Here is a 21,358-nt window from a genome sequence, read left to right as displayed (position 1 = left end):
AAAACATCATCCATCGCGCCCATTGCGCCGGTTAACCGCCAATGATAGCGATGCACACATCATGCGCGATATTTGAGGTTATTTCGTGGCGAATGGACGTCACGGCTGCGTACATGACGGATCAATAACGGGTAGTGGAACAGAATATGGAAAATTCGGGGCGGGCGGCGGAATGCCGGTTTGATCTGCTGGGCATCGGCAACGCGATTGTTGATGTGCTGGCGCCGGTGGAAGCTGCCTTCCCGCAGCGCAATGGCATGACGCCGGGCAGCATGACGCTGATCGACGCCGCGCGCGCCACGGCGCTGTATGGCCAGATCCGGCGTGAAAAGGAAATGGGCGGCGGTTCGGCGGCCAATACCTGCGTGGTGGCGTCCAACATGGGCGCGCGCGTGGCCTATCTGGGCAAGGTGGCGGATGATGCGCCGGGCCAGGCCTTTGGCGCGGACATGCAGGCCGCGGGGGTGTATTTCCCCTCCGCGCCGTTGCAGGGTGACGAGAGCGTGCATAACCCCACCGCGCGCTGCATCATCCTGGTCACGCCCGATGGCCAGCGCACCATGAACACCTATCTGGGCGCATGCGTCCGGTTCGGGCCGGAAGATGTGCTGGCCGATGTCGTGCGCGCATCCAAGATCATCTATATGGAAGGCTACCTGTTCGACCCCCCGGCGGCGCAGGAAGCCTTCCGCACCGCCGCGCGCATCGCGCATGAGGCGGGGCGCAAGGTGGCGCTGTCGCTTTCGGACCGTTTCTGCGTGGACCGCCATCGCGCGGCGTTCCATGACCTTGTGCGCGGGCATGTCGATATCCTGTTCGCCAATGAGGACGAGATCTGCGCGCTGTACCAGACCGATGATTTTGACGAGGCCGCGCGCCGCGTCTCCGCCGAGACGCATTTCGCCGTCCTGACCCGTTCCGAGCGCGGCAGCGTGATCATTCAGGGCCAGCAGCGCATCGTCATCGGCAGCGTGCGCACCGAGGTCGTGGATACGACCGGCGCGGGCGACGCCTATGCCGCGGGCTTCCTGGCGGGCTGGACATCGGACCGGACGCTGGCGGAATGCGGGCGGCTGGGCAGTGTCGCGGCGTCCGAAGTGATCTCGCATTATGGCGCGCGCCCGCTCATGAACATGCGCCAGGACATGGATTTCTGATTCCGGGGGCCTCCCACGGGGCCTTCTTCGGGGCGTGTGACGGGGTTGTGCGCGAAGTTTCGCGTGCAATTCGCGCCCTTCCCCGTTATCTACGCACCCACCAGCCACCCAGTCCGCCGCCGCATGCGCGGGTTTCACCCGCATGTGCCGCCGCGCCCTTATGGCGTCCGCCAAGGAAAGTCAGGTCAAGAGCAGTTATGGATATCCGCAATATCGCCATTATCGCGCACGTCGATCATGGCAAGACCACACTGGTCGATCAGCTTCTGAAACAGTCCGGGTCTTTTCGTGAGAACCAGCACGTCGCCGAACGCGCGATGGACAGCAACGACCTGGAGCGTGAGCGTGGCATCACCATCCTGGCCAAGTGCACGTCCGTGGTGTGGAAGGATACCCGCATCAACATCATCGACACCCCGGGCCATGCCGATTTCGGGGGCGAGGTCGAGCGTATCCTGAGCATGGTCGATGGCGCCGTGGTGCTGGTCGATTCCGCCGAGGGCGCGCTGCCGCAGACCAAGTTCGTGGTCGGCAAGGCGCTGGCGCGTGGCCTGAAGCCGATCGTGGTCGTCAACAAGATCGACCGTGGCGACGCCCGCCCCGACGAGGTGCATAACGAGATTTTCGACCTGTTCGCGGCCCTGGGCGCGAATGACGAACAGCTCGACTTCCCCATGCTGTACGCATCGGGCCGCCAGGGCTGGGCGGATACGGAAATCGACGGGCCGCGCAAGGACCTGTCGCCCATGTTCGACCTGATCCTGCGCCATGTCCCGCCGCCGGCGGTGAACAAGGACGCGCCGTTCGCCATGGTCGCGACCATCCTTGAAAACGACAACTTCCTTGGCCGCGTCCTGACCGGGCGTGTGGAGCAGGGCACCGCGAAGATGAACATGCCGGTGCGCGTGCTGCGCCCCGACGGTTCGGTGGTGGAAACCGGCCGCCTGACCAAGCTGCTCTCGTTCCGTGGCCTTGACCGCGTGCCGGTCGAGGAAGTCGAGGCCGGTGACATCGTGGCCGTGGCCGGCCTGTCGGAGGCGACGATTCCCGAAACGATCGCCGCCCCGGAAGTGACCGAACCGCTGCCCTCCACCCCGGTTGACCCGCCGACGCTGTCCATGACCTTCCGCCTCAATGACGGCCCGCTGGGTGGCCGCGAGGGCAAGAAGGTCACATCGCGCCAGATCCGTGACCGCCTGTTCAAGGAAACGGAAGGCAACATCGCCATCCGCGTGTCCGAAAGCCCCGAGAGCGAGGCCTTCGAGGTCGCGGGCCGTGGCGAACTCCAGCTTGGCGTGCTGATCGAGCAGATGCGCCGCGAAGGCTTCGAGCTGACCATCGGCCGCCCCCGTGTGCTGTTCCGCACGAATGAGGAAACCGGCGAGCGCGAAGAACCGTTCGAGGAAGTCCTGATCGACGTGGACGAGCCGTATTCGGGTGTCGTGGTGGAAAAGATGGCCCTGCGCAAGGGCATCATGCAGGACATGCAGCCTTCGGGCGGCGGCAAGGTGCGCCTGAGCTTCCTCATCCCCTCACGCGGGCTGATCGGCTATCATGGCGAATTCCTGACCGATACGCGCGGTTCGGGCATCATGAATCGCCTGTTCTCGGGCTACCAGCCCTATGTCGGGCCGATCGCGGGCCGTCGCAACGGGTCGCTGATCTCGTCCGAGGATGGCACGACGACACAGTATTCCCTGTTCTCGCTACAGGACCGTGGCACCCTGTTCGTCGATGCGGGCGAGAAGGTGTATGTCGGCATGATCATCGGTGAGCATTCGCGCGAGAACGATCTGGAAGTGAACCCGATTCGCGAAAAGAAGCTGACCAACATCCGCGCCGCAGGCAAGGATGAGGCCCTGCTGCTGATTCCGCCGCGCAAGATGAACCTTGAGCAGGCCATCGCCTATATCGAGGATGATGAACTGGTCGAGGTCACGCCGTCCGCCGTGCGGATCCGCAAGCGCTACCTTGACCCGCATGAGCGCAAGAAGCGCGAACGCCAGGGCACGGTTGACTGATTTCCGGCCCTCAGACCCCAGGCTGCAATCTTTAGTAATGTTTCAGTGCTTGAGATTGCGGTCATAATGGGGCAAATCTGGAATACTACCGAAATATTTAAGAATTTTAATTCGAGACGGCTTTCCTGCAACATGATATAGCAGGGAAGTCAGATCGGACGCGTCCATGCGCCCCGACTGGCGCATTGGAACAGAAATCCTGTGTTCTGGAGTATCTTTATATGATCGTTTCTCCCCGCCGTATTCTGGCCGCTCTCTCCGCAGTTGCTGTTATGGGCGTTGCCGCTCCCGTCATGGCGCAGACCGCCGCCGAGCCGACCGCCCCGGCCGTTTCCGCCCCGGCGGCCACGCCCGACGCCGCCGCTCCCGCGGCCCCCGAAGCTGGCGCCAAGAAGGAAAAGCATTCCGGCACGCATCACCATGGCAGCCATCATCATGCTGAGAAGAAGGAAGCTGCTCCCGCCGCTCCGGCCGCGCAGTAATCACGGCCAGCCCGCACGCGGCGCCCCTGCGGCGGCGCATGCGGTCGCTAACAAAAAAGCCCGGTTCACACCGGGCTTTTTTTATGTTCGGCCTGGGCCTTCAGGGTCACTCTGACAGGCCTGCCCGGGGAGCGCTGCCTCAGGCCGTCGTGTAACGATCAGGCGAGAGGTCGAGGCACGGAATCTCGGTGCGTCTGCCGCTCATCCGGTCCGCCAGCACCCGGCCTGACCCACAGGCCATGGTCCAGCCCAGCGTGCCATGGCCGGTATTGAGCCACAGGTTGGAAAAACGCCCCGCCGGGCCGATAATCGGCGTGCCATCGGGCGTGCTGGCCCGCAGTCCGGTCCAGTACACGCCCTGCGACAGGTCGCCGCCAGCCCCGAACAGTTCCGAAAAAGATAGTTCCAGCACCGCGCGCCGGTCACGGCGCAGCCGCAGGTCGTAGCCCGCCAGTTCCACGGTGCCGCCAATGCGGATACGCTCCCCCAGCCGGGTGATGGCGACCTTGTGGGTGTCATCGCACAAGGTGGAAACCGGCGCGCGCGCCGCATCGGTGACCGGCAGGGTCAGCGAATAGCCCTTGGCCGGGTAAACCGGCAGCCTCACGCCCAGCGGGCGCAGCAGCAGCGGCGAATAGCTGCCCATCGCCACCACGTAGGCATCCGCCGTCATGCGCCCGGTGGAAGTGCGCACGCCCAGGATTTCGGTGGCGGAAGCCTCCAGCGCTTCAACGGTCGTTTCAAAATGGAAGGTGACACCCAGTTCCCCCTCCGCCTTCAGGGCCAGGCGCTGGGTGAACATATGCGCATCGCCCGATTGGTCGCCGGGCAGGCGCAGCCCGCCGTGGAACAGGTGCCGGCTTTCGGACAGGCCGGGCTCATGGCGGGCGATGTCATCCGCGTTCAGGAATTCGTGGGCTATGCCGAACTGGTCCAGCAGCTTCATGTCGCGCGCGCAGCGATCCACCTGCCTGCGGGTGCGGAAAAGCTGGATCAGGCCGCGCTGCCGGTCATCATAGGTAATGCCGGTTTCCTGGCGCAGGGCATCGAGACAGTCGTGGCTGTACGCCGCCACGCGCAGCATGCGGGATTTGTTGATGTCGTAATCACGGGCGTTGCAGTTGGCCAGCACCTGCTCGATCCAGCGCAGAAGGGCCAGATCGAGGCGCGGACGGATGACAAGCGGCGCGTGGCGGCGGACCATCCACCGCAACGCCCTGCGCGGCAGGCCGGGCTCGGCCCATGGCGCGGAAAAACCCGGGGAAATCTGGCCCGCATTGGCAAGGGAGGTTTCCAGCGCGGCGGCGGGCTGGCGGTCGATGACCGAGACCTCGTGGCCTGCCTTCGCCAGGTACCATGCCGTTGTCACCCCGACCACTCCCGCGCCCAGAACGATAACTTTCATGGCTGCATCCTCCCTTGCGTCTCCACTGGGCGGGGATGCGCCACGTGGCGGGAATGGTCAACCGTTTCTGTTATGACAGGAGCGAAGGGCAGGAATCAGCCCACGGGCACGCCCTTGCTGGTCGAATATTCGAAATGCAGCGCCGTGTCGGGATGCACGATGGGGTGGATGGCGTGGGCGGCCATCGCCCCTTCGGTAAAGCCTTGCAGGATCAGCTTGAGCTTGCCCGGATAGGCCGCGATGTCACCCACCGCGAAAATGCCGGGCAGGCTGCTCTCGCACGTTGATGGCGTGACGGGAATGGTGCCGCGTAGGGTGTCGAGCCCCCATTGCGCGATCGGCCCCAGATCGGTCGCCAGCCCGAAGAAGGGCAGCAGGTGGTCGCACGCGACATGCTTGAGCGTGCCGTCAAGCGTTGCCAGATCCACGCCGGTCAGCTGCCCGTCCGTTCCGTGCAGGCCGTGAAGCTGGTAGCCGATGATCTTTTCGATCTCGCCCCGCGCCACCGCCTCATCAAGCTGGCGCAGGCTTTCGGGGGCGGCGCGGAAGCGGTCGCGTCGGTGCACCAGCCGCACGCTGCGCGCTACGTCACGCAGGGAAAGCGCCCAGTCCACCGCCGAATCCCCGCCGCCCGCGATCAGGACGTCCCTGTCCGCGAAATCGGCGCGGCGGCGGACGAAATACTGGACTCCCCCGCTGCGTTCATAGGCGTCCAGCCCCGCAAGCGGTGGCCGGTTGGGGCCGAACGCCCCCGCGCCCGCGGCGATGATGACCGCATGGGCATGGATCACATCGCCACGGCTGGTGCCAAGGCGGAACCCGCCGCGCGTGCCCTCAAGGCTTTCCACCCGGCGGCCAAGCAGGCGTGGTACGCCAAACGGTGCGATCTGGCGGTCGAGAGCGTCGATCAGCGCACCCCCTTCAATCGCGGGGTGGGCGGGAATGTCGTAAATGGGCTTTTCGGGGTACAGCGCCGCGCACTGGCCGCCGATTTCATCCAGTGCGTCGATCAGGATGCATTTCAGCTTGAGCATGCCGCATTCGAAGGCCGCGAACAGCCCGGCGGGGCCCGCGCCGATAATGGCGACATCGGTGACGTGCGTGGGGGTGGAGGGCATGGTCATGTCCGGCTCTGGTGTCCCGCAATCCATGGTCTGGTTAAGGCGTATATCGGCTGTGGTTTTGCGGCGTTGTCCGTCCGTGCGCAAGTCCCGGCCGCGTTGTTTTTCATTGCCGCCCGTCCGCCCCGCCTGTGTGCCCCCCTTGTGCGCGGGTGGGGGGTGGGGGCACAATCGCCGCATGGGCCATACCCCTTTTCAGGAACCGGGAAACGTGACGGACATACGTGAAATTCCCCTGCCGGACGCACAGGCCACGGCGGCGCTGGGCCGTGCGCTCGCGGCGCTGCTCAGGCCGGGTGACGCGGTGCTGCTGGAGGGGGATCTGGGCGCGGGCAAGACCACGCTGGCCCGCGCGCTGCTGCGCGCGCTGTGCCGTGATGCGGAAATGGAGGTGCCAAGCCCGTCCTACACGCTGGTTCAGGTCTATGACGCGCCGGTGGCGGAAGTCGCGCATTTTGACCTGTGGCGTCTTGACGGACCGGATGGGCTGCATGAACTGGGATGGGATGATGCCTGTGAAGGGATCGTCCTTGTGGAGTGGCCCGAGCGCCTGGGTCCGCTCACGCCACCGGGTGCGCTGTGGGTGCACCTGCTGGCCGATGCGGCGGGGGGACGGATCGCACGCCTTTGCGGGTGGGGCACACGGCTTGCGCTGCCGGGAAATCTGTTGAGTGGAGATGAATCATGGGCGTGAATATCCCCGCCACCGCCATGGTTTTCGCCGCGGGCGTGGGGCGGCGGATGCGACCGTTGAGCGAATCGGTGCCCAAGCCGCTGCTGCATGTGGCGGGCCAGCCGATTCTGGACCACCTGCTTGACCGGCTGGAAGCGGCCGGGGTGAAGCGGGTCGTGGTCAACGCCCACTGGCGGCCCGACGCCATCCGCGATGCCCTGCACGCCCGGGCGGCCAGCGGGCGCGGGCCACGAACGGTGGAACAGGCCGAGCCCGACCTGCTGGAAACCGGCGGAAGTGCCGCCGCCGCCCTGCGCGCGGGGCGGCTGGGGCCGGATCCGTTCTTCCTCCTCAATGGGGATGTGATGTGGCTCAACGGCCCGGTGCCCGCCCTGCGGCGGCTGGCGGCCGCGTTCGATCCCGACGGCATGGATGCCCTGCTGCTGCTCGGCCCCATGACCCGCGCCTTTGGCGAGGTGGGGCATGGTGATTTCGCCGTTGACGTACACGGCAGGCCCCGCCGCCCGCGGGCGGGTGAGATCACGCCCTATGTCTTCACGGGGGTGCAGATCGTCTCGCCCCGCCTGTTCGAGTACGCGCCGCAGGGTGGGTTCAGCATGAACCAGCTATGGGATCGCGCCATCGAGGCGGGCAGGCTGGGGGTGATCGTGCATGATTCGCTGTGGTTCCACCTGTCCCGCCCGGCGGATATCGACGCCGCCGAGCGTGTGCTCCACGCCGCCCTGAACCCGGACCCGGACAATGACATATGACCGGACGGAACAGTGAGCGCGCATGTGGCCGTGTGGCGGTTGTCCCGCCGCATGTGCCGTTTGTGGACCAGATCGCCGCGCGCTGGCTGGATCAGGCCGGTCATGACCCGCAGGAATGTGGCGCGGGCCTGATCCTGCTGCCCAGCCGCCGTGCCGCCCGGGCGTTGACCGAAGCCTTCGTGCGGCAGGTCGATGGCCGTCCCATCCTGTTGCCGCGCATAGCCCCCATCGCCGCGCTGGATGAGGCGTCGCTCGCCCTGTCGGGACAGAGCGCGCTGGACCTGCCGCCCGCCGTTGACCCCATGCGGCGGCTGGCGACCCTCACGCTTCTGGTCATGCAGGCGGGCAGGGCGTTTGGCGATGTGCAGGGCGTGGACCAGGCATGGCCACTGGCGCGCGCGCTGGCGGACCTGATGGATGAGGCGGAATGGGCCGAATGCGACCTGTGCGAACGCCTGCCTCTGGCGGCGGATGGGGATTTTGCCCGTCATTGGCACCTGACGCTGAAATTCCTGTCCATCGTGACCCGTGTCTGGCCCACATGGCTGGCCGAACAGGGGGTGATGAACCCGGTCGCGCGCCAGACCGCGCTGCTGCATGCGCAGGCCGCGCGCTGGCAGGACACCCCGCCGCCGCCGGGTTATCCCGTATGGGCGGCCGGTTTTTCCGATGCCGTGCCTTCCACCATCGCCATGCTGCGCGCCGTGCTGGACCTGCCGGACGGGCTGCTGGTACTGCCCGGCGTGGACATGGCGTGCGCGGAGGAGATCTGGCGGCACCTGCCCCCCGACCACCCGCAGGCGGGCACCGCCCACATGCTGGCGGAACTGGGCGTGGAGCGCGCCTGCATGGAACAGTGGACAACCCTGCCGCCGGATTGCGTGGCCAGCAGCCCCGTCGCACGGGCGGGGCTGCTTTCACGCGCGCTGCTGCCCGCCCATGCGCTGGCGCAGTGGCGTGAACCCGATGGCCCGGTGGATGCGCCGGGCCTGTCCGTGCTGCGCAGCCGCGACCAGCAGGAGGAAGCCGCCGCCATCGCACTGGTGTTACGGCAGGTGCTTGAACAGCCCGGCAGGCGCGCGGCCCTTGTCACGCCCGATCGCGCGCTGGCCGGGCGCGTGGCGACGGAACTGGCGCGCTGGGGCGTGGTGGCGGATGACAGTGCGGGCGAAAGCCTGCTGGCGGTGCCGCAGGCCGCGTTCGTGCGGCTGATCGTGCAGGCGGTCGATAGTGGCCTTTCGCCCGTGGCCCTGCTCTCGGTCATCAAGCACCCGCTGGCGGCATGCGGGCTTTCGCCGGGCAACTGCCGGGCCAGTGCGCGCCAGCTCGAACGTCTGGTACTGCGCGGTCCCGCCCCGCCACCGGGCATCGCCGGGCTGCGCGGCGCCTTGCAACGCGCGGCGGAAGACCCGCATGGCGCACTGGCCGACGCCCCGGATGCGCCGGAGGAAATCAGCGCCTTCATCACCCGGCTGGAAACGGTTTTCGGCCCGCTCCTGGCCCTGCCGCGTAATGCCATGGTTCCGGTCCCGACCCTGCTTGCGGCCCTGGTCGAGACCGCGCAGGCGCTGGCCACGACCGACACCACCGACGGGGCCGAACGGTTATGGGCGGGGGAGGAAGGCAATGCGCTGGGCCAGCATCTCAGCGCCCTGCTGGCCTGGTGCGATGTGCTGCCCGACTCCCGCCTTGGCGCGCTGGAGGGGCTGCTGGCGTCCTCCCTCGCGGGTATGACGGTGCATGGCCGCCAGGCCGTGCGGGGGCGTGATGGCACGATGGTGCATCCACGCGTGCTGATCTGGGGCCTGCTCGAGGCACGGTTGCAGACGGCGGACACCATCGTACTGGGCGGGCTGGTGGAAACCGTGTGGCCCCCCGCGACGGATCCGGGGCCATGGATGAGCCGGCCCATGCGCGCGCGCGTCGGCCTGCCCTCACCGGAATGGGGGATCGGGCAGGCCGCGCATGACTTCGTCTCATGCGCCTGTGCCGCGGACCATGTGGTGCTGTCGGTTCCGTCCCGGCGGCAGGGCGCGCCCACCGTGCCCGCGCGCTGGCTGGTGCGGCTTGACGCCTATCTGGCCGGTCATGGGCGCGCGCTGCCCGCCCACCCGGCGCTGCGCTGGCTGGACTGCCTTGACCGCCCGGAAGGGGCGCCCATGCCTGTTTCCCCGCCCCGGCCCTGCCCGGCGGTGGGCCTGCGGCCCCGCAGCCTGTCGGTGACCGAGATCGAGACATGGATGCGTGATCCCTACGCCATCTACGCCCGGCGCGTTCTCAGGCTGCGGCGGCTCGCGGATCTGGAGGAACTGGCCGACGCCGCCGATTATGGGCAGATCGTGCACGCGGCGCTTGAACGCTGGTTCCGCGCCCATCCCTCCGACTGGCCGGAAGGGGGGGCAAAACAGATGCAGGCCGTCTTTGCCGACGTGCTGCGCGAGACAGGGCTGCGTCCGGCTCTTGCGGCATGGTGGGCGCCCCGGCTTGAGCGCATTGCGGCGTGGTGCGCCGGGACGGAGGCTGCGCGCCACGCCACGGGCGGCCCCCGCACGGTGCTGACGGAACAGAGCGGCCGGATACGGCTGGAGGATGTGCCCGGCGGCCCGTTCACCCTGCGCGGGCGCGCGGACCGGATCGACCTGCATGGCGATGGCGGGCTGAGCCTGTTCGATTACAAGACCGGCACCCTGCCCGCGCGGCGCAGCGTGGTGGAAGGCTGGCAGTCGCAGCTTGTGCTGGAGGCCGCGATGATTGAAAGCGGGGGCTTTCCGCCCCCCGTCGCGGGCACGGTGGCGGAGCTCGTGTACTGGCGGCTGACCGGCGGCCACGTGCCGGCGCAGGTGCTGGAGGTGGCGCGGGGCGAGGAACTGGCGGAACTCATCGCCGGGTGCCGGGCGGGGCTGCACGCGCTGGTTACGGCGTATGACAGCCCGGACCAGCCTTACCTGTCCCATCCCTTTCCCGGTGAGGAGCCGCGTTTTGCCGATTACGCGCATCTGGCGCGCGTGGCGGAATGGAGTGCGGCGCGTGAGGAGACGAGCGGATGAACGAGGCCGTGATGCCCGGCGGCGGGGCGGATGCGATCAGCCTTGCAAACCGCAGCCAGATGCAGGCTTCGGATCCGCGGGCCTCGGTGTTCGTGTCGGCCTCGGCGGGGAGTGGCAAGACCAAGCTGCTGATCGACCGGCTCCTGCGCCTCATGCTCCCGCGTGAGATACCCGACCGCGAGGGCACGCCGACACGCGTGCCCGGCAGCGACCCCGCCCGTATCCTGTGCCTGACCTTTACCAAGGCGGCGGCGGCGGAAATGTCCATCCGCCTGCAGAACCGCCTGGGCCAGTGGGTCATGCTGCCCGATGCGGAACTGGACGGGGAACTGGCCCGCCTGTCCGTTCCCGTGGATGAGCACACGCGCCGCGTCGCGCGCGAACTGTTCGCCCGCGTGCTGGACCTGCCCGGCGGCATGCGCATCGGCACCATCCATGCCTTCTGCCAGTCCTTGCTGCGGCGGTTCCCGGTCGAGGCCGCGATCAGCCCGCATTTCACCCTGATCGAGGAAACTGACGCCCGTCTGGCCCAGCGCGCGGCGGTGGAAGACGTGGTGCAGCGTGGCGGCCCGGCGGTGGCCATGCTGGCGGGGCAGGTGGGAATGGGCGAGTTCACGACGCTCATCGCACATCTTCAGGCCCAGTCGCGGCGTATGCTGCCGGTGGCGCGCCGCTGGGTGGCGGACCGCGCGGGGGTGGAAGCCGCCTTGATGCGCCTGCTGGGCATAAGCGGGCGGAACGAGGCTGAAATCCTGCAGCAGGCCTGCGCCGCCATTCCCGACGGGGATGGGTTGCGCGACGGGCTGCGCCATGTCGCGCATGAGGGTTCGCCCACGGTGCGCAAGCAGGCCGAAGCCATGCTGGCATGGCTGGGCTCGGATGTTGAAACCCGTGCGCAGCAATGGGCCGACTGGCGCAACGCGCTGGTGACGCGCGACGGCGCACCGCGCAAACGCGGCGGCCTGAACCCCAGGATGGAGGCCGCATGCCCCGCGCTGGCCGACAGCCTGCTGGCCGAAGCCGCGCGCGTGATCGGGATCGAGGGCCAGTTGCGCGCCATTACCGTGTTCGAACTGACCTGCGCGCTGCTGGACGTGGCCCAGCCGGTGCTGGAGCGTTACGCCACGCGCAAGAGCGCGCAGGGCATGGTGGATTATGATGACCTGATCGACCGCACGCTCGACCTGCTGCGCGACCCGGGTGCGGCATGGGTGCTGTACAAGCTTGATGGCGGCATCGACCACCTGCTGCTCGACGAGGTGCAGGACACATCCCCCGACCAGTGGGCCATCGCCGGTGGGCTGACGGCGGAATTCTTTGCCGGTGAAGGCACGCATGATGCCGATGGCTGCCCCCGCACCATCTTCGCGGTGGGGGATTACAAGCAGTCGATCTATTCCTTCCAGGGCGCGGACCCGGCGGCGTTCCGCGCCTGGCGGCAGCGTTTCCGCCACAGCGCGGCCGCGGCCCATGTGCCATGGCGTGAACCCGCGCTGACCGTCTCCTTCCGCTCCACGGCGCCCGTACTGCATCTGGTGGACAGCGTTTTCGCCAACCCCGCCGCCGCGCGCGGCGTAGTGGAGCCTGATGGCACCATTCCCGCCCATGTCACCGCCCGGCCGGGGCAGGGGGGGCGCGTGGAAATCTGGCCGCCCGTACCCGTGGTGCCCGACGGGACGGATGTGAACCCGTGGATGGCGCCACGGCAGAATGCCGGGCAGTCCACCGCGCAGCAGCGTCTGGCGGATACGCTGGCGGCCTGGATCGCGGCCGAACTGCGCCGTCCCGCCCCGGCGGGGGAAGCGCCCCTGACGCCGGGTGACGTGCTGATTCTCGTGCCGCGCCGCTCTGCCTTCGCGCGCGCGCTGATCCGCGCGCTCAAGACCCATGACGTGCCGGTGGCGACACTGGTGCGCACCGTGCTGACCGACCAGCTTGCGGTGCGCGACCTGATGGCGCTGTGCGCCGCACTCCTGCTGCCGCAGGACGACCTGACGCTGGCCTGCGTGCTGACCTCGCCGCTGGGCGGGCTGGATGATCCCTCGCTCATGCATCTGGCGACGGGACGCGACGGCCAGCCATTATGGGCGGTGCTGCGGGCCCGCCATGGCGAACGGCCCGACTGGTCCACGGCCTGGCATGTCCTCAACACCCTGTTCCGGCAGGTGGATTACGCGACTCCGTACCAGATTCTGGCCGAAGCCCTCGGCCCGCTGGGCGGTCGTGCGCGCCTGCTGGCCCGGCTGGGGCCGGAAGCGGTGGAGCCGGTTGATGAACTGCTCTCCGCCGCCCTGCGGTTCGAGGAGACGCACGCCATCTCGCTTCAGGGGTTCCTGCACTGGCTCAACGCATCGGATGAAACGGTGCGCCATGAACCCGATGCCTCGGCCAACATGGTCCGCGTCATGACCGCGCACGGGGCCAAGGGGTTGCAGGCGCGCCTGGTCATCCTGCCCGACACCATCGCAACCCCCCGCGCCGATACCGGCGTGTTATGGAAAACCGATGACCGGACCAAGCTGGACATCCCGATATGGGTGCCCCGGCGCGAACTGGTGACGGACCTGACCGCCAGCCTGCAGGAAAAGATCAGGCAGGACGCGGCGGAAGAATACAACCGGCTGCTCTATGTCGCCCTGACGCGCGCCAGCGACCGGCTGGTCATATGCGGCTGGGAACCACGCCGGGGCGTGCCCGGCGGGTGCTGGTACGACCTGTGCCGCAAGGGGTTCGAGGGCGCGGGTGTCCGCGCGCAACCTTTTGATCTGGGCTGGGAAGGTGAAACCCTGGTGCTGGAGGAAGAGCGCGTACGCCCGCCCGCGCCGGGCGAGCTGCCCCAGACCGGCGCGCAGCCGCCCTGTCCGCCCACGCCCCCGCTGCCGCACTGGATGGGCCATGCGCCGTTGTGGCAGCCCGTCAGGCCCGCGGTGGAGGAACCGCTCGCCCGCCCGCTGGCGCCCAGCCGGCCCGATGACATCGCCCTTGGCCCCCAGCCGGCCGTACGTTCGCCGCTCCTGTCCGCCAGTACGGTGCGGGAGCGGGCGGACGGCGTCAGCCAGCGCGCCCGCGCCCTGCAACGCGGCCAGTTGGTGCATGCCCTGTTGCAATACCTGCCCGACTGCCCGGCAGACGCGCGCGCGGAGCTTGCCCATGCATGGCTGTCGCGCCCGGCGGCGGGGCTGGAGCCTGCGGCATGTGATGAACTGGTGGCCCAGGTGCTGGCGGTGATGGACAGCCCGGAACTCGCGGCCCTGTTCGCGCCCGGCAGTCGGGCCGAACAGCCGCTGGCCGGTATCGTGGGCCAGCAGGTGATCGTGGGGCAGGTGGACCGGATGGCGGTCGGCGCGGATACGGTCACGGTGTGTGATTTCAAGACCAATCGCCACCCCCCGGCCGATGTGGCGCATACCCCCGTACTCTACCTGCGGCAGATGGCGGCTTACCGCGCGTTGCTGCGCGGTGTCTATCCGGGCAGGCGGGTCGTGTGCGCGCTGGTCTGGACGGAGGGCGTGCGCGTTGACATCCTGCCCGCCCCCCTGCTGGACCGCAACGCGCCGGATCGGGTGGGGACAAAGGATGGGGGGCAGTCTTGACCGCATGCGCCAACGTGGCCATGTCAGTAGGTCAGCGGGCAGCTCCGGCTGCCACAAAGGAGAGATGAAGCGATGAGCGAAAACACGATTGCCGTCAGTGATGACCAGTTCAAGAAGCTTGTTCTGGAATCAAAGGAACCCGTTCTGGTCGATTTCTGGGCGGAATGGTGTGGTCCGTGCAAGATGATCGCCCCGGCGCTGGATGAAATCGGCGCGGAAACCAAGGGCAGGATGACCGTGGCCAAGGTCAATATTGATGAAAACCCCCGCACGCCCAACGATTATGCCGTGCGCGGCATCCCCACGCTGATCCTGTTCAAGGATGGCGCGCCGGTGGCCACCCAGACAGGGGCCATGCCCAAGAGCCAGCTCAAGGCATGGGTCCAGAGCAAGATCGGCTGAAGCCTGTGCGGATGTGGCCCGTCAGCGGGTGCGGGCCACGTCCGTCCATGTCGTGGGGGTGGCCCCGGCATGCGCCAGCCCCGAGCGGAAGCCCGGCGCGCAGAGCGCGCGGAATTCCGCTTCGTGTTCATAGGTCGGCATGAGCCGCTGGAGCAGGCGGTTTTTCGCCGTGGCCGGGTGGAAATAGATTTCCGACAGGCCATCGGGCAGGTGGGCGGCCAGCGCCGAGACACGCCCGGTGGTCATGTGCCCGCTCCAGGCCAGCCCGAAGCACCAGTCATTCGTGACCAGACCGGCCCTGTGTGCCTGATGGCGCAGCAGCGCCGTCCAGCGCCGCAGCGCCGCGTCCCCCAGCGTATCGGTATAGGTCCCGGCGGCGTAAAGGGGTTCGGGCGGTTCCAGCGGCACGCGCACGGCGCGCAGGCCGTGGCGCAGCCCGCTCTCGATCAGGTAGCGCCCCACGGTGGGGTGCAGGTGCATGTGCTTGTGGGCATTGGCATGGTCCAGCGCCAGCCCCGTTGCGGCAAAGGCGCGGAACTGGGCCTCGATCTCGGCGGCGAGTTCACGGCGCACGGCGGGGCGGAAGAAATATTCGACACCCAGCTTCAACTGGTCGGAGGGGAACTGCCCGTCCTGCGGCACCAGGAGCGGAATGTCGGCAGGCGGCAGCGTGGCCGGTCCCTCGATCGCGACAAGGTGCAGCCCGACCCGCAGGTCCGGCAGTTTTTTCGCGCGGCGTATGGCGTCGGCCGTGGCGGGGCCCGCCACCATCAGGCTCGCGGTTGACAGCAATCCGTCCCGATGGGCGATCTCGATGGCTTCGTTGACTTCCTCGGACAGGCCGAAGTCATCGGCGGATATGATGACGCGCTTCATACTGGAAAACCGGATGGCTTGAAAAAACAAATGCCGGAACCCGAGGGTTCCGGCACAGGGGGCATGGCCCGATCAGGCGGCGCGGCGTTCGCGCAGGAACTGGAAGAACTCCACCCCTTCGCGCAGGCGGCGCTTCATCATCTGCGGGGAACGGACCATCTCGTTTACGATCGAGGCGATCTTGGGCGCGCGGAAGTAGAACTTCCGGTAGAATTCCTCCACGCTCTGGAAAATTTCCGTGTGCGAGAGGTGCGGATAGTGGAGCGGCGCGATCTGCACGCCGTTTTCATCCAGAAGTTCGGCGTTCTTTTCGTCCAGCCAGCCATTTTCGGTCGCCTGCTGGTGCAGGAACGTGCCGGGATAGGGCGCGGCGAGCGAGACCTGCAGCGTGTGCGGGTTGATCTCGGTTGCGAACTTGATGGTTTCCTGAATGGTTTCCTTCGTCTCGCCCGGCAGGCCAAGGATGAAGGTGCCATGGATCTTGATGCCGAGTTCGTGGCAGTTCTTGGTGAACTCGCGCGCGGTCTCGACGCGCAGGCCTTTCTTGATGTTGTGCAGGATCTGCTGGTTGCCGCTTTCGTAACCGACCAGCAGCAGGCGCAGGCCGTTCGCCTTCAGCACTTCCAGCGTCTTGCGCGGCACGTTCGCCTTGGCGTTGCACGACCAGGTGATGCCCATCTTGCCCAGTTCTTTGGCAATGGCTTCGGCGCGCGGCAGGTCATCGGTGAAGGTGTCGTCGTCGAAGAAGAATTCCTTCACCTGCGGGAAATACTGCTTCGCCAGCCGGATTTCGGCCGCCACATGCTCGGGGCTGCGGGTGCGGTAGTGGTGTCCGCCCACCGTCTGCGGCCACAGGCAGAACGTGCAGCGCGACTTGCACCCACGACCCGTATAGATCGAGATGTAGGGGTGCATGAGGTAGCCGATGAAGTAATCCTCGATCTTGAGGTCGCGCTTGTACACCTCGGTCACGAACGGCAGGCTGTCCATGTCCTCGATCATGGCGCGGTCGCGGTTATGGACGATCACGCCCTCGCTGTTGCGCCACGAAATGCCGTCAACATCCTTCCAGTCGCGTCCTTCGGCCATTTCCTTGATGGTGAAGTCGAACTCGTTGCGCGCCACGAAATCGACCGGCGGGGCGTTGAGCAGGCTTTCCTCGGGCTGGACGGCCACTTTCGCGCCGACCATGCCGATCTTGACGTTCGGGTTCGCATCCTTGAGCATCTGGGCCACGCGCACATCCGACGCAAAGGACGGGGTGGAGGTGTGCATGATGACGAGATCGCGGTTGCGCACGTCTTCCAGAATCGGCTCCATGCCCATGCGCGCGGGGGGCGCGTCGATCAGGCGGCTGCCCTCGACCATCGCCGCCGGCTGCGCCAGCCACGTCGGATACCAGAACGACTTGATTTCCCGCTTGGCCTGATAGCGGGAACCGGCCCCGCCATCGAATCCGTCAAACGAAGGCGGCTGGAGAAACAGGGTTTTCATCATGCTACGCGTATCCTCGGGTTCTGGCGGGGAACGGGGTTCCCTTATGACCCGTTCTTATTGATGACAAGGTGGTATTCTACAGCAGTTCAACCTGCCAGCGGTGGATCAGTCACCGGGGGAAGCCGGCTGGGATCGTGATGTCATAACTGAATGCGGTGTGACATGCATCGTCTGTCCGCGCCAGGCAACCCGGGTGCCGGTCACGCTGCCCACCATCACCGCGGCCGATATCCAGTCGCGCAGCGGCAGGAGCAGTAACGGCAGCAGGCTGCGCTGCGCCAGCGCCCGGTCCAGGATGAGCGAACATACCGCCCGCCATCCCCAGGCACCAAGAAAGAAAAACCATGTCCACGTCGCATGTGGCGCCAGCAACACGGCCACGGTAGCCCAGAACAGGGGCAACTGGATGGCCGAGGCGGCATAGCCGGCCGACTCCAGCGTCTTGACGGTCCGGCCCCAGCGCAGTTCATGCGCCAGAACCTCACGCATCGCCGTCTCGCCCACCGTGGTCCATGTCATGCACGCGGCGATGGCGATGTCCTTGCCACGTTCACGTACATAGCGGCCAAGGATCGCGTCATCGGCCACGTGGGGCACCAGGGCTTCAAGCCCGCCGATCGCATCGAGCATGGAACGGCGCAGCGCCATGGTCGCCCCAAGGCAGTCCTGCCGGCCGAGATAGCGCGACAGCATGACGCCGGGCAGGAAATTGTGGTTGATCTGGCATGCGGCCAGCAGGCGCGGCACGGTGGCGGAGGCCGGAAGCCCGGCATAGAGCGTGGTGACCAGCCCCACATCGGGCGGCACCAGCGCGCCGACCACATGGCGCAGATAGTCGGGAGCGACATGAATGTCGGAGTCGGAAATGACCAGCACATCATGCTTCACGCGGGTCATGATGTTGATCAGGTTGCCGATCTTGCGGTTGACCCCATGGAAGGTAGGGTCGATGACCAGTTCCATCTGCACGTCGGGATGGCGTTCCATCAGGCGGCGCACGATGGGAATGGCGGCGTCTTCTTCCGCCTGCACGCCAAAGATGATCTGCATCTGCGGATAGTCCTGCGTGCAGAAGCTCTCCAGAGCTTCCTCCAGCAGGGGTTCGTTGCCGTGCAGGGGCTTGAGCACGGAGACCGGAGGCATAGGCACCGACCGGTCCACCCGTTTTTCCTGCCAGCGGAAACGCGAGACCAGAAAAGTGCCTAGCGCTGCCTGCATGCACCCGGCGGCCGCAATGGTTGCGGCCAGTCCGGCGGGTGAAACAAGAGCGTTGAAAACAGACATTATCTTTCCGGCAAGGTCCCGCGCATGGTGCGAATCACAAAAGGGTATCGGGGAAGTACGATATCAGTCTTCCGAGAATGCCTTGATTTTTTTCTGTAGCAGGTTTGTGAGTTTCTGCACATTCCCACTGGCCAGCGCGGAGCTGAAATCGGCGCGCTGCGCCGCAACCTGGCTGATATGGGCGTTGAGCAGCACATCGACGATCTGCCAGCCCTTCGCGCCGGAGCGCATCACGTAATTGATTTCCGTGCCACTCGGGTCATCCGAGGAACCGATATGCGTTATAACAATCCGGTCGTCGCCAACGGGGGAAGGGGTCACGCCCGGCTCGATGGTGAAGCGCGCGTCGCTGCCCGGCTTGAAGCTGGAAACATAGCGGGCGATGGTGAACTGGCGGAATGTGGCCAGCAGGGCCTGCTTCTGGTCATCGGGCAGCCCGGCATAGCGCGGCCCGACGGAGGAGGCGAGCACGGCTTCTATGTTATAGGCATGGTCGATGGCGGGAGCCAGCATCTGGGCGCGCTGGTCAAAGGTGCCGCTGGCCTTGGCCTGAACGCGGTCAAGGGCTGCATACAGCGCCTTGATCGGCTCCTGCACCTGCGCGTCGCCCGCGCTGGCGGCCTGGGCCGCGGGAATGGGCAGGACAGCCGGAATGACCGGTGCCGCCATAAGTCCGGCGCAGAGCGCCAGCGATGTGGTTTTCAGGACATGTTTCATAGCTGTCATGATTTCGGTCCGTTTGCTGTCTTTAGCAAGGGCTGCGTCATGCTGATTCCGACACCCAGCGCATCGAGTGCGGTATTGGTAATGGCAAGCGCATCCAGCCCGGCCTCATGGTACTGGGCGGGCTGGGTGTTGTGGTCGATGAAGCGGTCGGGCAGGGTCATGGGGCGGAAGCGCACGCGGTCCAGCAGGCCGGTCCGGGCCAGGTGTGTCATGACATAGCTGCCGAAGCCGCCCACCGACCCTTCCTCGATGGTGATCAGCACGGCGTGGTTGCGCGCAAGCTGCTCGACCAGGGCGGTGTCGATCGGCTTGGCGAAGCGGGCGTCGGCCACCGTGGGGGACAGGCCCTGCGCGGCCAGCATGTCCGCCGCCTTCAGCGCCTCCCCCAGCCGTGGGCCGAGCGAGAGGATGGCGATGCCGCCCTGCTCGGGGCCCGACTGGCGGGCCATCTCGCGCACGATTCGCCCGCGCCCGATCTCCAGCACCTCGCCCGCCGCCGGAAGGTCCAGCCCCAGCCCGTTGCCGCGCGGGTAGCGCAGCGCGATCGGGCCTTCGTCAAACGCGACGGAGGTCGCGGTCATGTGCAGCAGTTCCAGCTCCGTGCTGGGCGCCATGATGGTCATGCCCGGCAGGCAGCCAAGATAGGCGATGTCGAACGACCCGGCATGGGTCGCGCCATCGGCCCCCACCAGCCCCGCGCGGTCGATGGCGAAGCGCACCGGCAGCTTCTGCAGCACCACGTCATGCATCACCTGATCATAGGCGCGCTGGAGGAAGGTGGAGTAGATGGCGCAGAACGGGCGCAGCCCCTCCGTCGCCATCCCGGCGGCGAAGGTGACGGCATGCTGCTCGGCAATGCCGACATCGAAGAAGCGGTCGGGATAGGCTTTGGCGAATTTGTCCAGCCCCGTGCCCGAGGGCATGGCGGCGGTGACGGTGACGATGCGGTTGTCCGTCGCGGCCTGGCGGATCAGTTCGCGCCCGAAGACCGAGGTATAGCTTGGCGGGCCGGGCGGGGCCTTTTTCTGCTCGCCCGTCACCACGTTGAATTTGGACACGGCGTGGTATTTGTCGCCAGCCGATTCGGCCGGGGTGTAGCCACGCCCCTTTTCGGTAATCACATGGACCAGCACGGGGCCGACATCTTCCGCGTCACGCAGGTTGCGCAGGATGTGGACAAGCTGGTTCATGTCATGCCCGTTCACGGGGCCGACATAGTAAAAGCCCAGTTCCTCGAACAGCGTGCCGCCGGTCATGATGCCGCGCGCGTATTCATCCGCCTTCTTCGCGGTGCGTTCCAGCCGGCCCGGCAGGCGTTTGGCCATCTTGCCCGCAAGCTCGCGCAGGCCAAGGAACTTGCGCGAGGACATGAGCCGCGACAGGTAGTTCGACATCGCGCCCACGGGCGGGGCGATGGACATCTCGTTATCGTTGAGCACCACGATCAGGCGTTCGGCGCCCGGCCCGCAATGCGAGGCGTTGTTCATCGCCTCGTACGCCATCCCTGCCGAGATCGAGCCGTCCCCGATCACCGCGATCACGTTGCGCTCACGGTAGGAGGGGTCTTCCTCCGCGCGCAGGTGGTGGGCGACGGCCATGCCGAGCCCCGCGGAAATGGAGGTGGAGGAATGGGCCGCGCCGAAGGGGTCGTATTCGCTCTCGCTGCGGCGCGTGAAGCCCGAAAGCCCGCCCGGCTGGCGCAGGGTGCGGATCCGCTCGCGCCGCCCGGTCAGGATCTTGTGCGGATAGGCCTGGTGGCCGACATCCCAGATCACGCGGTCATCGGGGGTGTCGAACACGGCATGCAGCGCCACGGTCAGCTCAACCACGCCCAGCGACGCCCCAAGGTGCCCCCCGGTGGTGGAGACCGCGTCGATCGTCTCCGAGCGCAGTTCATCCGCAAGCTGCCGGAGCTGCTCCACAGAAAGGTTGCGCAGGTCATGCGGCATACGCACGCGGTCAAGCTGCGCATAGCGCCCGAGCGTCGGAATCGCGGGTTTGGGCTGATCCATGATATTCGCGTCCATTGTTCTGCGTTGGCCCTTTCCCGGTGTGCAGGGGCGGAACCAACCCGGTTTCCGGTTGGCCGGCCCGGCACCCGTGCGGGGGCGGACCGGACTGCCCCGGCGGCGATGAATGGCGGCTCATGGCACGAAAACCATGGCGACCGTAGCGTAATCGCGTTGTGTTACTCCGATTAAGTATGCAAATACAGTCTCTAATTCCCGGACTGTTGTTAATTGGCCACACCAGCGGTGATAGCAATTGAATACAGGATGGTTTTTGTCCTATACCCTCCCG

The 21,358-nt window shown here is 66.8% G+C and carries 15 protein-coding genes; 8 read left to right on the top strand and 7 right to left on the bottom strand.

What is annotated here, in order from left to right; genetic code table 11:
- Positions 1 to 146 precede the first annotated feature (146 nt).
- The 3 genes from LDL28_RS08040 (at position 147) to LDL28_RS08030 (ending at position 3,660) form a co-directional block, all read left to right on the top strand.
- Positions 147 to 1,157, top strand: coding sequence for an adenosine kinase (locus LDL28_RS08040; protein ID WP_233058085.1), 1,011 nt, complete (start codon positions 147 to 149; stop codon positions 1,155 to 1,157).
- Positions 1,158 to 1,354: 197 nt separating this feature from the next.
- Positions 1,355 to 3,178, top strand: coding sequence for a translational GTPase TypA (gene typA, locus LDL28_RS08035; RefSeq protein WP_233058084.1), 1,824 nt, complete (start codon positions 1,355 to 1,357; stop codon positions 3,176 to 3,178).
- A gap of 221 nt (positions 3,179 to 3,399) precedes the next feature.
- The gene (locus LDL28_RS08030; protein WP_233058083.1) at positions 3,400 to 3,660 is read left to right on the top strand and encodes a hypothetical protein; all 261 of its coding nucleotides are present in this window, start codon (positions 3,400 to 3,402) and stop codon (positions 3,658 to 3,660) included.
- Between the two features lie 139 nt (positions 3,661 to 3,799).
- Here LDL28_RS08030 and LDL28_RS08025 read toward each other — a convergent pair whose 3' ends face one another.
- Both LDL28_RS08025 and LDL28_RS08020 read right to left on the bottom strand, forming a co-directional pair.
- Positions 3,800 to 5,065 carry a D-amino acid dehydrogenase gene (locus LDL28_RS08025; RefSeq protein ID WP_233058082.1) on the bottom strand — a complete coding sequence of 422 codons (1,266 nt, stop codon included), beginning with the start codon at positions 5,063 to 5,065 and terminating at the stop codon, positions 3,800 to 3,802.
- 95 nt (positions 5,066 to 5,160) lie between these two features.
- Entirely contained in the window at positions 5,161 to 6,189 is a 1,029-nt protein-coding gene (locus LDL28_RS08020) for an NAD(P)/FAD-dependent oxidoreductase (RefSeq protein WP_233058081.1), read from the bottom strand.
- 217 nt (positions 6,190 to 6,406) lie between these two features.
- On the opposite strand from LDL28_RS08020, the gene tsaE reads away from it, so the two are divergent.
- From tsaE to trxA, 5 genes are all read left to right on the top strand, one after another.
- Positions 6,407 to 6,880: a tRNA (adenosine(37)-N6)-threonylcarbamoyltransferase complex ATPase subunit type 1 TsaE gene (gene tsaE, locus LDL28_RS08015; RefSeq protein ID WP_233059236.1), complete on the top strand. Its 474-nt coding sequence runs from the start codon at positions 6,407 to 6,409 to the stop codon at positions 6,878 to 6,880.
- Entirely contained in the window at positions 6,871 to 7,632 is a 762-nt protein-coding gene (locus LDL28_RS08010; RefSeq protein WP_233058080.1) for a nucleotidyltransferase family protein, read from the top strand. Before tsaE ends, LDL28_RS08010 begins: the two co-directional genes overlap by 10 nt.
- Complete coding sequence (gene addB / locus LDL28_RS08005; RefSeq protein WP_233058079.1) at positions 7,629 to 10,679, top strand: double-strand break repair protein AddB; 3,051 nt, start codon at positions 7,629 to 7,631, stop codon at positions 10,677 to 10,679. Before LDL28_RS08010 ends, addB begins: the two co-directional genes overlap by 4 nt.
- Positions 10,676 to 14,272: a double-strand break repair helicase AddA gene (addA, locus tag LDL28_RS08000; RefSeq protein WP_233058078.1), complete on the top strand. Its 3,597-nt coding sequence runs from the start codon at positions 10,676 to 10,678 to the stop codon at positions 14,270 to 14,272. Before addB ends, addA begins: the two co-directional genes overlap by 4 nt.
- A gap of 72 nt (positions 14,273 to 14,344) precedes the next feature.
- The gene (trxA, locus tag LDL28_RS07995) at positions 14,345 to 14,674 is read left to right on the top strand and encodes a thioredoxin (RefSeq protein ID WP_233058077.1); all 330 of its coding nucleotides are present in this window, start codon (positions 14,345 to 14,347) and stop codon (positions 14,672 to 14,674) included.
- Positions 14,675 to 14,695: 21 nt separating this feature from the next.
- On the opposite strand, the gene hpnK is transcribed toward trxA, so the two are convergent.
- The 5 genes from hpnK to dxs all read right to left on the bottom strand — a co-directional run bounded on the left by hpnK (position 14,696) and on the right by dxs (position 21,069).
- On the bottom strand, positions 14,696 to 15,550 hold the full coding sequence (gene hpnK / locus LDL28_RS07990) for a hopanoid biosynthesis-associated protein HpnK (RefSeq protein ID WP_233058076.1): 855 nt from the start codon (positions 15,548 to 15,550) through the stop codon (positions 14,696 to 14,698).
- Between the two features lie 72 nt (positions 15,551 to 15,622).
- Positions 15,623 to 17,047: a hopanoid biosynthesis associated radical SAM protein HpnJ gene (gene hpnJ, locus LDL28_RS07985; protein WP_233058075.1), complete on the bottom strand. Its 1,425-nt coding sequence runs from the start codon at positions 17,045 to 17,047 to the stop codon at positions 15,623 to 15,625.
- 105 nt (positions 17,048 to 17,152) lie between these two features.
- Positions 17,153 to 18,331: a bacteriohopanetetrol glucosamine biosynthesis glycosyltransferase HpnI gene (hpnI, locus tag LDL28_RS07980; RefSeq protein ID WP_233058074.1), complete on the bottom strand. Its 1,179-nt coding sequence runs from the start codon at positions 18,329 to 18,331 to the stop codon at positions 17,153 to 17,155.
- A 63-nt stretch (positions 18,332 to 18,394) separates the two neighbouring features.
- Positions 18,395 to 19,057 carry an ABC transporter substrate-binding protein gene (locus LDL28_RS07975; RefSeq protein ID WP_233058073.1) on the bottom strand — a complete coding sequence of 221 codons (663 nt, stop codon included), beginning with the start codon at positions 19,055 to 19,057 and terminating at the stop codon, positions 18,395 to 18,397.
- The gene (gene dxs, locus LDL28_RS07970; protein WP_370636282.1) at positions 19,054 to 21,069 is read right to left on the bottom strand and encodes a 1-deoxy-D-xylulose-5-phosphate synthase; all 2,016 of its coding nucleotides are present in this window, start codon (positions 21,067 to 21,069) and stop codon (positions 19,054 to 19,056) included. The genes LDL28_RS07975 and dxs overlap by 4 nt, the downstream gene beginning before the upstream one ends.
- Positions 21,070 to 21,358 lie beyond the last annotated feature (289 nt).

This window comes from Komagataeibacter sp. FNDCR2 (assembly GCF_021295395.1).
In the GTDB taxonomy this organism is placed as follows: Bacteria; Pseudomonadota; Alphaproteobacteria; order Acetobacterales; family Acetobacteraceae; genus Komagataeibacter.
The sequence above is the reverse complement of the archived record's forward strand: the minus strand, read 5'-3'. Positions and strand labels throughout refer to the sequence as shown.